Genomic DNA, 13,859 nt, shown 5'->3' with positions numbered 1-13,859 from the left:
TTCGACTCACTTGATGCTGTTACAGATGTCCTTTGCCAAGGCTTGCAGGAGTTAATGCTAGCTCCTGCAAAGCTGTCTTCCATGACCTACTTCCCTCATCTGAGAATTGTTCTTTAGAACGCGGTTTCGTATGAGTACCCAGGTGAAAATAAACGTCACTTAAAAACTAGTAATTAGTGGTAATTAGCTTTCGTTCAAATAAATTCTAACTTCTAAGTGCTTTTCTATTCTCTATTCCCTACTATGACTTAAGTCCATTCACATTCGTATTCTGTGGAAGAAAATAGCCTCTGAATCCTTGCCAGATTGATTTAGTCTGCTGCAATACGGTTGTTGAATGCATGGCGATCGGCGCTTTCTGCCTCAACCTTATTCACTAATCAGAACCAGTTGTAGTTGCTGCACGTCGAAACAGAATAGCAAGCGACCATGTTGATCCTGGAAACGTCACTGCCCAAAGCGCCGCGATCCAGATCAGAGGATGGAAGTACATTTGCAGCGCAATGAAAGGCACTAACAAGCCATTTGCAGTTAAGAACACCCGCACAACTCTTTCTAGCCCCTTACCCACGAACACCATTGCGGCAAAGAGAGTAGCCACGCTCATGAAGCTGTATCCCAGAATATCTACGGCATACAAGAAGGAGTCAAACGGCACAAACAAAAACACCTCGATACCTTCACTTTGACCGCGTGCAAGTCGAGGCATTACAAGCGTGAGTTGAACAAAATAAACTATGCTAATCAAGACCGTGTAAGCAGTAGCAAATGCAACGGCTGTATGGCTCCAAATTCTTCTTTCCGGCAACGCGAGTTGGTGAATACTAACAGTAAGTACAAGAAAGGAAGAACCCAACAGCAGTGATGGTGTAAGCAGTAAGACTAGCCCAAGTGGCGTACTAGAACTCTCTGGTCCTCCCTGAGACCCCAGTAATCCTAACCATTCGGCAAGCTGCCCTACGATGTACGCGATGCTGAAAACCGTGGCGAGAACCGCAGACCAGAATCCGACCGTCTTAGTTGATGGCGAAATCTGTGTGACCATATTGTATCTCCCTAACAAGGGATCTTGTTGCCAGCTTGCTTAACTACAATTATACGGAACATTTCTGTGTAATATCTTACTAAAGCAAGATATATAAGCGTTAAAGCCTTTTACTGTCAAAATATACAAAAAGTTTCTTGTTTGCCCCCTATTTCTACTTTTGGCTTTGCAGGAGAAAATTACTTTAGTAGTCTCACAGATAACCTGGCAATAGCCTAAACTTAGGAAACAACAGCTAGAATGGCTGCCTACTAGAATGTAAAGCTGCTTAGCACTTATCAGTGACCTCATCCTTAATTAACTGCTACATTGGCTTTTAAGTCTCAACAGCCAAGATAACAATGACGGAAGCAACTGCTGTTCGCCCCAATAGCAAAATTAGTGCAACTCCACAAATCCTGTATCGGGTAGCAATGCCGCAACCTGAATCACATTTATTTGAAGTTAGCTTAAACCTGACAGATTGGAAATCACCTGTACTCGATCTCAAGCTACCTGTTTGGACACCTGGTTCTTATTTAGTCCGAGAATATGCCAAGCACATCCAGAATTTTACAGCAACAGCAAGAGAAAAACCGTTGTTATGGCACAAGCTGAGTAAAAATCACTGGCGAGTCACAACTACTGATTTAGAAGAGACAATTACAATAAAATATCGGGTGTTTGCTCACGAGTTATCAGTACGTACAAATCATCTAGATACAACTCACGCTTACTTTAATGGTGCTGCGCTATTTTTTAGAGTTCCTGAGTGGGAAAAACAGGCAATTAGCGTGACAATAGTTCCGCCCAAACCTGAATGGCGGGTGACAACTCCTCTACCAACATTAGATGAACCTAACACTTTCATCGCTGCTGACTACGATACTTTAGTTGATAGTCCTTTTGAGATTGGCTGTCACGAGTTACATCATTTTGAAGTTTTAGGGAAATTTCACGAACTCGCAATTTGGGGTAAGGGAAACGTTGATGCTATCAAAATGATTCCTGACATTCAAAAGATTGTTCAGGTAGAAGCCGAGATGTTTGGTGGTTTACCCTATGAAAAATATCTTTTTTTATTGCATCTATCGTCTCAGGGCAATGGTGGTTTAGAACACAAATATAGTTGTTCCTTAAATTATCCACGACTGGGATTTCGCGCAAAAGAGAAGTACGATCACTTTATGCAGTTAGTTGCACATGAGTTTTTTCACTTGTGGAACGTTAAACGAATTCGTCCTAAAGCGTTAGAAGTATTTGACTACGATCGCGAGAATTACACCCCATCACTATGGTTTTGCGAAGGAACTACAAGTTACTACGACATAATTATCCCTTTAAGGGCAGGTATTTATGATGTTAAGTCGTTCTTCAATAATTTAAGTAAGGATATTACACGCTTGCTGACAACCCCAGGACGATTGGTACAACCACTTTCTGAGTCAAGTTGGGATGCTTGGATTAAGTTGTATCGTCCTGATTCCAACAGTGGAAATTCACAAATTTCTTACTACCTCAAAGGCGAATTAGTGTCGTTCATGCTTGATATACTAATTCGCGATCGCCACAATAACAAGCGATCGCTTGATGATGTCATGCGACAAATGTGGCAACAATTTGGTAAATCAGAAGTTGGTTTTACCCCAGAACAGTTGCAACAAGTCATCGAATCAGTGGCAGAAATCGAGTTGACTGATTTCTTTAATAAATATATTGACGATGTTGAGGAGTTACCCTTTAATCGGTATCTTGAACCCTTTGGTTTACAAATATCAGCAGATATGGAAGATAACGCAGCGCCTTATTTAGGAATCAAGGCGCAAGCAGAAAATGGAAAAGAAGTTATTAAGTTTGTTGAAGCAGATACACCAGCAGCTATTGCAGGAATCAATGCGGGGGACGAGTTACTGGCGATTAATGGCGTAAGAGTACAAGCAACTCATTTAAGCGATCGCCTTAAAGATTATCAGCTATATGACAAGATTCAAGTATCAGTCTTTCATCAAGACGAATTACGCACTTATGATGTTACACTTGCCGATCCTCGTCCTAACAAATATCAAATTGTGCCTGTAGATCGTCCTTCTGCTACTCAACAGCAAAATTTTCAAGCATGGTTAGCAGTGCCGTTAGAAGCAGCTTTTGATTAGTAGCTAGTTGATAATCACTGTTGTAATCTAGCATAACAAGGCTAGTATACTCGCTATGTTATTAGTTCGATTCTCTAGATGAAAATAGTAAGTTTGCTCTCCTTCTAATTAGGGATCATACCTGGTAAAGATTACAAAGAAGTAGAGTCTAACTTAAAATACAGTTCAACCGATGTAGCTTTTGTTAGTTAAAGTTTTGAAAGCTACATTTTTTATCTCTACTTTGAATCAAATATTTGGATTGTGACTGATGATGTCAGCAGTAAGCATAATAGAAAATTTTAATTTAGCCCAAGATGTAGAAACAATAGTTCGGATACTAGATAAACAAGTCGTAAGCATCATTCAACTACTTGCACTTTTTGTAATTTCTATAGGAATTATTAAAGCTTTACTGATTTTTGTTCAACAAGCTTTATTTCAATCTCATTCTGGTACTGCTTTTCAAAAAAGCCGCTTAGAAATGGGCTATTCTTTTTCGTTGGGGCTAAGCTTTCTTGTTGGTGCTAGTATCCTAAAGACAATTATTGCGCCTACTTGGGACGACATTGGTAAACTCGGTGCAATCATCTTAATTCGGACAGTTCTAAATTATCTCCTGCTACAAGCAATTGCTAAGCAATCAATAACAAACAATACCATGACTGGTACGAGTCAGCCCAAAGAGATAATGGTAAGTGCTAAGTAGTTGCTCCCCTTATATATTTCCGCTGCTTAAATCTCGCTTTTAACCTTGACTGTCAAAAGGAGTCTCCTGTCAAGTAAGATTGCATTGGTCTAGAATTAATATCTGGGCAATTGTTTTGAAGCCACGTTCATGAAAAAAGTCGTAGTTGGTCTATCTGGTGGCGTTGATAGTTCCACAGCTGCTGCCATTTTACAACAACAAGATTATGAAGTTGTAGGTCTTACCCTTTGGCTAATGAAGGGTAAAGGTCAGTGCTGTTCTGAAGGTATGATTGATGCGGCTTATATTTGCGAACAGTTGGGGATTGAGCATCACGTTGTCGATATTCGCGAAGTTTTTCAAACTAATATCATCGATTATCTGGTTGCGGGCTACAGTGCAGGAATAACACCGTTGCCGTGTTCGCAGTGCAACAGAACTGTAAAGTTTGGTCCAATGCTAGATTATGCCAGCGAACATTTAGGTATAGATAAAATTGCTACAGGTCACTATGCCAGAATTACTTATGATACAGCGATAAATCGCTATCAATTACGTCGTGCGATAGATCGCAACAAAGATCAAACTTATTTTTTATACGATTTATCACAAGATTTACTTGCAGGAACAGTGTTTCCTTTAGGTGAAACAACAAAGACAGAAACACGGCAAATTGCCGCTCAATTTGATCTAAAAACTGCTAATAAGCCAGAAAGTCAAGATTTATGCTTAGTCGAAGCTAACGGTTCGATGCGACAGTTTCTTGATAAATACATCACACCTAAACAAGGCGAAATTGTTGATGCTGCGGGAAAAGTGTTAGGACAGCACGAAGGAGTGCATCACTATACAATTGGACAGCGTAAAGGCTTAGGCATTGCGGCGGCTGAACCTTTGTATGTCATTGGCTTAGATGCTGCAATGAATCGAGTGATTGTTGGCGATCGCACCAGCGCTACGCAATCAGAATGCACAGTACAACGAGTTAACTGGGTTTCAATTGCAGAACCTACTGCACCAATTCGGGCGGAAGTTCAAGTACGCTATCGTTCGCACCCAGTTCCTGTCACAGTTATTCCCCTAGAGAATTCTCGCGTCAAGCTAGTGTTTGATGAACCGCAATTTAGTATCACCCCTGGTCAAGCTGCAGTTTGGTATGATAGCGATACAGTGTTAGGCGGCGGCGTGATTGAACGCAATAACTAACAGCAAACATTTTTTTAAAGAGGTAATTAAGCCTCTTTTTTTATGGCATTTTTAGTTAATTTTGCCTGTGAAGCTTATTCATTTGACCCAATGGCTTTCAAATACTAACTTGCTAGTGATTGATACGCCATTCAATTAGTTTGTTCTCTGCATAACTGTTCGCGTTGATATTTTTCAATCGCAGCTTCGCGTAACCAATCCGAAGGGGAATCTAGCGATCGCACGTAAGCATCTAATTCAAGTGGTAATTTTACTCCAACTGCTTTTTTAGCTACTTTTCCACTGTAGTTTGACTTGAAATACGTTTCTGGATTACCACCTTTTCTTGCCATAAATACTTGTAATACTCCGGTTAACCGGATAAGATAATAACAGAAAGAGAAAGTCAAAGGCGTTTTTAGGCTTTATGCCTTTGACTCAACCCCAAATATTCTAGTAAACGCGAAACTTGAGGTTTAGATGCATTTTATCGAAGACATGAGTGCGATCGCAACTGCACTGCATAGCAATTCTACATTGCCAACATTCCTACCACAAGGACTCACAAAAGTAGAACGAGTAGGGATGACAAGAAACGCATCGCGCACTCCTTATGTCGTGTATTGGGTTGGAGAACGCCGTTGTTGTACATTTTTTAAGCGACAGTTGTTTTTTAAGTTACTGAAAGTGTTAGTAGCGATCGCGCACACTACAATTAACACAGTCAAATGTGTAGAAACCACAGAATGGGGAGGCTTAAAAATTAAAGCCGCGACTGCAGCATGGATACTCGCCAGGGCACAGGTAAATAAGTTTTTCTACAGTTACCATCAAGTAATATTTGAGCAAGTCACACTCAGTCTTCAGTCAGAACACGCCATGATATCAGATCGTAGCGGCAGAAATTATATGATTACTTCCCATAACAATCACGATACCTGTTCGTGCCCAGATTTGTATGATTCATGTTCGCATCGCATCGCTGCCACGCTTGCACTGTTACCGTTAGGCTTTACTACAGTGACTGCGTACCTGGCATCTAAAAACAAAAACAAGACAAGCGTGTTAGAAGGCAACTGTATTAATCGCACTACAGCGATCGCTGCCAGGTAAGATAATTACGGCAGTAGGAGATAGCTATACTAAGCTTTACTTTAGCGCTTAAGCCTACGACTCGACTTAGAAGCCATCTTAGTGTGATACTCTTGACAAAATTTGTTTCTCTGTTCAGGGGGAGTTACTGAATATTCACCATAAAATTGGCTAAATTGCCAAAATGCTTTGATTGCAACAAATAAATGAGACTTGATTGTAATTTTACTCCAGTCTTCGGTATTAAGTTGTAAGGCTAACCAAATCATGATGTACTCCTATCGCACTTTACACTTTAGGTTGACAGTTCGCTTAAACTACCTCTATCCCTCTATAAGGGCTGGTTTGTGAATTGAGACACCAACCATTACAAGCGAAATTCCTATAGCATCTTTCAAAGTGGGAATTTGACCAAGTACAATCGCGCCAACAAGAGTTGCAGTTGCAGGGAGTAATGCAAGCATTAGTGCGAAGGTATTTCGTGGAATGCGAGACATAGCAAGCTGGTCGCAAACGTAAGGAATTACCGAGGAACAGATTCCAACCCCAACCCCCGCCAGAATGAGTGTCGGATGAGGTAGTGCGGCTACTGCTTGACTAAATCCAATTGGCATTACAACAATGAATGCAGCAGCCATCGCAGCACCAAGGCGACCAACACCTTCTCCTGCGCCCTGACGTGCTGTTCGATGTCCAAGAACGATGTAGGACATGAATAATAAACCGTTGATTATGGCATAGGTAAGTCCTATTGGGTCGCTAAACCAATGAATACCTGTCAGAATAAAAGCTCCAATTGCTGCTAGTAACAGTGCTATATAGTTATGCACCGACCTTAATCCAAATAGAGCGATAGCAATTGTGCCGACAAATTCGATAGCAGCTACTAAACTGAGTGGTAGGCGATCTATGGCGAGATAGAATGTGCTATTCATCAAAGCAAGACAAGCACCAAGTAGCCAAAGCAGAATCAGGACTTCTCGGTTTGCTGAACGAAAAGTTTTCCAAGGTCTAGTCAATATTGCAAAGATCATTGCTGCGCTAGCAATCCGAAACCAAGCAACGCCAAGCACACCAACGTACTGAAACAGAAGCACTGCAAAGGATGGACCAAGATAGTGAAAAATTGCACTTATAACAAACCAAATATGAGGTGGTGCAGCCGCAGTATACGATAAAACAACTCTTAATGTTTTCATGCAGCTTATTTTATCAGGGCTTTTTTCGAGTTAACATATCTATGTCAAGTTGATATTGACTTATTGCCTAATAAAAAAAGAAAATAAAGGCAAAATGCCTTCGGATGAAAAAAGTAAAATTAGATACTACAGACGTGAAACTGCTCCATTTACTAGAAGTAGATGCAAGAGCGTCGATTGCAGATCTGGCGAGAGCACTTAATATGTCTGCTCCAAGCGTTTCTGATCGCCTACGTCGCTTAGAAGAGTCTGGAGTACTTCAAGGTTTCACAATTAAGATAGAGCCGAAAATCCTTGGTTATTCTTTGGCATTCTATATTCGGATTCGACCACTACCTGGACAACTCTCAAAAATAGTTTCCCTCATCATCGAAATAGAAGAGGTCGTTGAATGCGATCGCATCACAGGTGATGATTGCTTCATTGCCAAAGCATATGTAAAGTCTGCTGATGATCTAGAGCGCATTATCGATCAACTGATACCTTACGCTCAAACAAACACATCTATGATTCAGTCATCCCCAGTCAAACGACGACTACCTAGATTAGATGAGTATATATCTTGAAAGGCTTGCAATAGAGAACTATTATTCTACACCACTTTTTTCACTACTACTTCTCTATTGGGCGACATCTTGCTACTATATGCTTGCAGCGCAAATCTAAATAAAATCTAAAAAAGATGAGTTATCGAGACGGCATCGCTCCCCACGGAATGCAGTTGATCAATCGTGTCGCTACACCTGAACAAAAGCAAGAATTTTTAGATAAAGCTGATTCTTTACCGCGAGTCCAACTTGATCGGCGAGCCGTTTCTGACTTAGAAATGATCGCAATTGGTGGCTTTAGCCCACTAAGTGGATTTATGGAACATGAAGACTACGAACGGGTAGTCGCCCAAATGCGATTAGCAAACGGTTTACCGTGGTCAATTCCAATTACGCTATCAGTAGATGAAGCGATCGCCGAACCGCTCAAAGAAGGCGGCTTGATTCGTTTAGACGATACTAATGGTCGATTTATTGGTGTCTTACAACTTACACAAAAATATCATTACGACAAAGCGAAAGAAGCTGTCAATGTTTATCGTACTGATGACATTAAGCACCCTGGTGTAAAGGTTGTCTACAATCAAGGCTCAGTCAATCTTGCTGGTCCAGTTTGGTTATTACAGCGCGATCCTCATTCACTATTTCCTAAATACCAAATCGATCCAGCCGCATCGCGACAAATGTTTAAAGAAAAAGGCTGGAAAACAGTTGTCGGCTTTCAAACTCGTAATCCTATCCACCGCGCCCACGAGTATATTCAAAAGTGCGCACTTGAAACTGTTGATGGATTGTTTTTGCATCCTTTAGTAGGTGCAACAAAAGAAGATGATATTCCAGCAGATGTGCGGATGAACTGCTATGAAATTTTGCTGGAACACTATTATCCCCAAGATCGCGTGATTTTAGCAATTAACCCCGCAGCAATGCGGTATGCTGGACCCCGCGAAGCAATTTTCCACGCGCTGGTTCGTAAGAACTATGGTTGTACTCACTTTATTGTTGGACGCGATCATGCAGGTGTTGGCGATTACTACGGTACATACGACGCACAATACATCTTTGATGAATTTGAGTCAGCAGAGTTAGGCATCACACCAATGATGTTTGAACACGCTTTCTTTTGCCAGCGGACTCAGCAAATGGCAACAACAAAAACAAGCCCAAGCAAACCAGAAGAACGGGTTCACCTTTCGGGAACCAAAGTACGAGAAATGCTCCGTCGTGGAGAGTTACCACCACCAGAATTCTCACGCCCTGAAGTTGCAGCAGAATTGGCGAAAGCAATGCGTATACCAGTAGAAGCAAATTAGAAATCAGGAATTGGGGATCGGGAGTCAGGGAAATTATGAGTGTTGAGTTAAAGAGGAGTATTCAGCCAATCCTACGAAGGTTGTGTATTCTTCAATTCAAAACTCAAAACTCAAAACTAGTCACTAGCCCCTCGCTCCTCGCTCCTCTCTGTTAGGCTAAGAGCTGATGGCTAATGGCTAATAGCTAAAATATGAAGCGGCGGGAATTTTTAAAAGCGGCTGGCGGAATTGTTACAGCCTTGGGCATAAGTGAACTTGATTTATTCAGGTTGAGCGATCGCTACGGCTCAGCTTTAGCTCAATCTACACCACGGAAACTGGCATTGTTAATAGGCATTAATGAATACTCGTCTGCGCGATTGAACGGTTGCCTGACTGATGTGGAACTGCAAAGAGAACTGCTGATTCATCGCTTTGGTTTTCAAGCAGCAGATATTGTTACATTGAGCAATCAACAAGCTACTCGACAACAAATTGAAGCGGCATTCTTGCAACATTTGACTGAACAAGCCCAGCCAGGTGATACTGTTGTCTTTCACTACAGTGGGTATGGACGTTGCATTGAGTTGAGTGACGAGCAGTTCTCTTTGCAGCAAAATACAGAAACAATCCAACCAGCACCAAATTCAGACCTGGCAATTAGTAGTTTAGTTCCGATAGATGGTGAGATCGTCTCATCCGAGGTACCAATTGTTAATGACTTACTAGAAGAAACACTGTGGTTACTGCTGCGATCGCTACGAACAGAGAACGTCACAACAATTCTCGATACTAGTTTCCATACTCGCAATACATTAGCAGCGGTTCCAAATAACTTAAGATTTCGTTCCTACCCACAAATTGGACAAGGGGAAATTAATCCACTTGAGTTAGAACTTCAGCAGCAACTTATACATCAGATTGCACCTCATAAACTCTTAGGATCACCTCATGCAGTCAATTTACCAGGGCTGTTTATGACTGCATCGCGTACGGATCAACCGGCTACCGAGGCACAATGGAGTGGTTTTAGTGCAGGAGTCTTTACTTATGCTTTAACTCAGTCATTGTGGGAAGCAACTCCAGCAACAACTATTCACGTTAGCTTAAGTAAAGCAAGTGGAGTCGTCGAGCAAATTGTAGGACAGCAACAGCCACAACTATGTGGTCAAAAAAGCCAAGTACAGGCTACCATGCCTCACTTTATACCTGATAACAATGTCAGTGCAGATGGTGTAGTGACAAGTGTAGAGGACGACGGCAAAACGTCACAATTATGGTTGGCAGGATTACAACCAACGCTTTTGCAATACTACAGTGCAAACTCTCGCTTTAAGGTTGTTACTTCCCTAATAGGTGAAACAGACTCAACCTCTCAAGCGCAATTACAAATGCGATCGCGTACAGGTTTAACAGCAAAAGCCTTACTGATAAATGAAACTGAAAATACGTTGCAACCTGGTCAATTAGTCCAAGAAGCAATTCGAGTTGTGCCGCGTAACATTAATCTAAATATAGCTTTAGATCCTGGACTCGAACGAATTGAACGCGTAGATGCTACTAGCGCATTCTCTACGATCTCGATTGTGACATTAGTTAACGCAGGAGAGCAACCAGCAGATTATTTGTTTGGTCGATTACAAGAAACAACACCAGAAGCCCAATCAACAACTGCTAGCCGTTATGGCTTATTTACACTGGCTCAGGAATTAATTCCCAATACTGCTGGGGAAGCAGGAGAAGCCGTTAAAGTAGCAGTGCAGCGATTGATCCCTAAACTACAAACACTCTTAGCAGCGAAGTTGTGGCGGTTGACAAGTAATGAAAGTTCTCAATTAGATGTTAGAGCTACTTTAGAAGTTGTCAGTGCCCAAAAGCAAGTTATTATTCAGCGCGAAACGCACCATTCTCAACAAGCTAAACAGGAAACAGCAATTGGTACTCCGCCAACTACTGTTACAGGTTCTGGCATTCCAACATTGCCGATTGGTAGCCGGATTAAGTATAAAATTTCGAATTACGGCGATCGCCCCGTCTACTTATTGCTCGTCGGCTTAGATAGCAGCAAAAATGCGATCGTCCTATTTCCAGGAAAGGTTATCGCAGCTAGTGATAGTATCGAGACAACACCTGGATCGCAAGATATAGCAATTGCTCCAGGAGCAACTTTAGCTGTACCCCAAACCGAGATTGATTTTGAATGGATACTTCACGGACCTCCTGCTGTCTGCGAGACTCAAATCATCTTTAGTAGAAGTAAATTTACTCAGACTCTTGCCGCTTTAGATGCTTCGCGAGAAGATCTGCGCACTGAAGAGTATATTAGTGTTTTGTCAAATCCTCTAGAAATTACTCAAGCGCTGTTGCGTGACTTACAAAACGCCAGTGCGATCGCGCCAGAAACAATTGGTGCAGCTACCGATACTTATGCTCTAGATGTTAATACCTGGGCAAGCTTCAACTTCATTTATCAGGTAGTTTAAAAATAGAACACAATAAGGGACGAGTGAAAGAGTGACTAGTGACTAGTGGCTAGTTTTGAATTTTGAGTCTTAAATGTAGAGGAAAAGAGTGATGAGTGGTTAGCATACAAGTATTCTCCCCTGCTCCACGCCAGTTTGCTCAACGAGGTAAATCCACGCATGCAACTGGTTCCTCTGTTCCTACTCTAATCACCCCTGACCTCTGACCCCCAACCTCTTATAATGGCTGAGCCGATCATTGAACTCAAAGGCGTGAGCAAAGCATTTGGTAACAATATCGTTTTAGATGAAGCAGATCTAACGCTTTATCAAGGAGAAGCCCTGGCAATTATTGGTCCTTCGGGAACAGGGAAATCAACAATATTGCGTATTATTGCTGGATTATTAGCACCAGATGCAGGAGAAATTTATATCCAAGGACAGATGCGTCAAGGTCTAATTGAAGATGCTGCAGACCCGATCAGTATTGGTATGGTGTTTCAGCAAGCAGCATTGTTTGATTCATTAACTGTTGAAGAAAATGTTGGTTTTTTGCTCTATCAGCACTCTCATCTGTCGCGATCGCGGATTCGTGAATTAGTGAATCAAAAATTAGAGATGGTCGGCTTAACTGGAGTTGGCGATCGCTATCCAAGCGAACTGTCTGGTGGAATGCGCAAGCGTGTCAGTTTTGCCCGCGCAGTTATGTCTAATCCCGATAATATCAAAGACTCTCCAGCAATTTTACTGTACGATGAACCTACTGCTGGACTTGATCCAATCGCATCTACAGTCATTGAAGATCTCATTCGATACTTACAATGTAGTGCAGGGGATTGTAATACTTACGCCATTGTGACTCACCAAGATAGTACAATCCGCCGTACTGCCGATCGCGTTGTCTTTCTGTACCAAGGAAAAGTTCAGTGGGAAGGCACAGTAAACGATATTGACTCTTCAGATAATCCCTTGATTCAACAGTTCTTCAGTGGTAGTGTAAAAGGACCAATTCATGTGATTGGTTAAGCACTATTGTTTGTGTATTAACATTCAAATAAAACGGTATAACTAACCACTAGTCACTTTCATTCACCTTTTGTAATTGCACCTTGAGTGTTTTCGACATTATCTGCATTTTAGAATGATTTGAGAATCCACATTTCTCATAGAAAGCTTCGGCAGAGCTATCCCGCACTGTTAATAAATACATCGTCCTGACACCCTGAGTTACAAGGTCTTGATAAAGCATATCCATTATTTTTGTGCCAATACCACTTCGCTGCTTAGCGGATTGAACACACATTTCTTTTAGAAAAAAATGTTTATCTTTATACCATGTTTCAGCAAAGCCAATAGCAAAGCCAAAAACTTGATTTTCTGCAATGGCAATAATACCGTAAGAGCCTGGCGTATCGTAGCAATCCTTCAATCGACTTAAAGCTGACTTTTGACTCCATGTTTCATTCCAAGGCGGATTGCTGAAAACAGCAATGAATAAGTCAGCACACTCTTTTAGGTGACAATATTCGATAGGTTGCAGTTTCATTTGCAATGACATAGCTGATATTTTTTAGCTATTCAGACAACTTTATCCTGATCTACAAACAAACTTCAAGCATCTCCCTAACTCAAAACTGGAGCGGCATAATGTTCGCACTCACCGGAGGCAGAAACCTTTTGCAACTCAGCTGACTAAACTGATACGTTCCAGTGCGGTTGTTAGACTGCATACTGACGTTTGAAGTGCTCATGTAATTTTTGTGTCGCGGACTCGCCAAATGACTCTTTGGCTAGAGCAAAACTAAGAAAGTCTTTTGAACGCCACTTGCTTTGTGGAACCTCTTCCATATAGTAAAAGTAATCCCAGAGAATTGCCTCCCAACTTGTGCAACGGAGCAGTTTGCTGCCAAGACTTCCAGTTGGTTCCGATGGACAGGTTCCTGGAGGCAGCCCCTCTAACTCGTAGCGATCTGCGATGCGAATGCACGGTTCGCAGTCTAAGAGAATGCCGTGCATATCAGCTAGAAAACCATAGGAGGTTTGTTGTGTGATAACGCCACCGAGAGCGTGCAGCAATGAAAGAAAGCCTTCGCTTCGGTTGGCTGGATAGCTCATATCTTGCACCTGGAAATTTGAATGTCAATTCCTTGACTAAATGCCAAATCTCTCAGGCGTTCAATGTCTAGTAAAAGAAGTAACAGCACCAATTGTGGAAATATAGTTTGGAGTGCGATTTG

General features: G+C 41.7%; 14 protein-coding genes. 8 read left to right on the top strand and 6 right to left on the bottom strand.

Annotation, left to right across the window (positions count from 1 at the left end):
• Positions 1–376: 376 nt before the first annotated feature.
• Entirely contained in the window at positions 377–1,045 is a 669-nt protein-coding gene (locus tag IQ230_RS24865) for a hypothetical protein (protein ID WP_193934890.1), read from the bottom strand.
• 341 nt (positions 1,046–1,386) lie between these two features.
• On the opposite strand from IQ230_RS24865, the gene IQ230_RS24860 reads away from it, so the two are divergent.
• From IQ230_RS24860 to mnmA, 3 genes are all read left to right on the top strand, one after another.
• Complete coding sequence (locus tag IQ230_RS24860) at positions 1,387–3,177, top strand: M61 family metallopeptidase (protein ID WP_193934889.1); 1,791 nt, start codon at positions 1,387–1,389, stop codon at positions 3,175–3,177.
• A gap of 250 nt (positions 3,178–3,427) precedes the next feature.
• Positions 3,428–3,865: a DUF1622 domain-containing protein gene (locus IQ230_RS24855; RefSeq protein WP_193934888.1), complete on the top strand. Its 438-nt coding sequence runs from the start codon at positions 3,428–3,430 to the stop codon at positions 3,863–3,865.
• A 129-nt stretch (positions 3,866–3,994) separates the two neighbouring features.
• Positions 3,995–5,050: a tRNA 2-thiouridine(34) synthase MnmA gene (gene mnmA, locus IQ230_RS24850; RefSeq protein WP_193934887.1), complete on the top strand. Its 1,056-nt coding sequence runs from the start codon at positions 3,995–3,997 to the stop codon at positions 5,048–5,050.
• A 131-nt stretch (positions 5,051–5,181) separates the two neighbouring features.
• Here the strand turns inward: mnmA and IQ230_RS24845 are convergent, their stop codons facing one another.
• Positions 5,182–5,382, bottom strand: a complete 201-nt coding sequence (locus IQ230_RS24845; RefSeq protein WP_193934886.1) for a hypothetical protein — start codon at positions 5,380–5,382, stop codon at positions 5,182–5,184.
• 127 nt (positions 5,383–5,509) lie between these two features.
• On the opposite strand from IQ230_RS24845, the gene IQ230_RS24840 reads away from it, so the two are divergent.
• On the top strand, positions 5,510–6,142 hold the full coding sequence (locus tag IQ230_RS24840) for an SWIM zinc finger family protein (protein WP_193934885.1): 633 nt from the start codon (positions 5,510–5,512) through the stop codon (positions 6,140–6,142).
• 41 nt (positions 6,143–6,183) lie between these two features.
• Here IQ230_RS24840 and IQ230_RS24835 read toward each other — a convergent pair whose 3' ends face one another.
• Both IQ230_RS24835 and IQ230_RS24830 read right to left on the bottom strand, forming a co-directional pair.
• Positions 6,184–6,390, bottom strand: coding sequence for a hypothetical protein (locus IQ230_RS24835; protein ID WP_193934884.1), 207 nt, complete (start codon positions 6,388–6,390; stop codon positions 6,184–6,186).
• Positions 6,391–6,444: 54 nt separating this feature from the next.
• Positions 6,445–7,320: an EamA family transporter gene (locus IQ230_RS24830; protein ID WP_099703370.1), complete on the bottom strand. Its 876-nt coding sequence runs from the start codon at positions 7,318–7,320 to the stop codon at positions 6,445–6,447.
• Positions 7,321–7,424: 104 nt separating this feature from the next.
• On the opposite strand from IQ230_RS24830, the gene IQ230_RS24825 reads away from it, so the two are divergent.
• The 4 genes from IQ230_RS24825 to IQ230_RS24810 all read left to right on the top strand — a co-directional run bounded on the left by IQ230_RS24825 (position 7,425) and on the right by IQ230_RS24810 (position 12,648).
• Positions 7,425–7,886, top strand: coding sequence for an Lrp/AsnC family transcriptional regulator (locus IQ230_RS24825; RefSeq protein WP_099703369.1), 462 nt, complete (start codon positions 7,425–7,427; stop codon positions 7,884–7,886).
• Positions 7,887–8,002: 116 nt separating this feature from the next.
• A complete protein-coding gene (gene sat / locus IQ230_RS24820) occupies positions 8,003–9,181 on the top strand; it encodes a sulfate adenylyltransferase (protein ID WP_193934883.1) in 1,179 nt (392 codons plus the stop codon).
• Between the two features lie 191 nt (positions 9,182–9,372).
• The gene (locus IQ230_RS24815; RefSeq protein ID WP_193934882.1) at positions 9,373–11,643 is read left to right on the top strand and encodes a caspase family protein; all 2,271 of its coding nucleotides are present in this window, start codon (positions 9,373–9,375) and stop codon (positions 11,641–11,643) included.
• Between the two features lie 219 nt (positions 11,644–11,862).
• Positions 11,863–12,648, top strand: coding sequence for an ABC transporter ATP-binding protein (locus IQ230_RS24810; RefSeq protein ID WP_322742565.1), 786 nt, complete (start codon positions 11,863–11,865; stop codon positions 12,646–12,648).
• Between the two features lie 49 nt (positions 12,649–12,697).
• On the opposite strand, the gene IQ230_RS24805 is transcribed toward IQ230_RS24810, so the two are convergent.
• Together IQ230_RS24805 and IQ230_RS24800 are read right to left on the bottom strand one after the other, a co-directional pair.
• The gene (locus tag IQ230_RS24805) at positions 12,698–13,168 is read right to left on the bottom strand and encodes a GNAT family N-acetyltransferase (RefSeq protein ID WP_193934880.1); all 471 of its coding nucleotides are present in this window, start codon (positions 13,166–13,168) and stop codon (positions 12,698–12,700) included.
• A gap of 173 nt (positions 13,169–13,341) precedes the next feature.
• Complete coding sequence (locus IQ230_RS24800) at positions 13,342–13,737, bottom strand: nucleotidyltransferase domain-containing protein (protein WP_228055317.1); 396 nt, start codon at positions 13,735–13,737, stop codon at positions 13,342–13,344.
• Between the last annotated feature and the right edge of the window lie 122 nt (positions 13,738–13,859).

The sequence above is a fragment of the Gloeocapsopsis crepidinum LEGE 06123 genome (assembly GCF_015207655.1).
Lineage (GTDB): Bacteria > Cyanobacteriota > Cyanobacteriia > Cyanobacteriales > Chroococcidiopsidaceae > Gloeocapsopsis > Gloeocapsopsis crepidinum.
The sequence above is the reverse complement of the archived record's forward strand: the minus strand, read 5'-3'. Positions and strand labels throughout refer to the sequence as shown.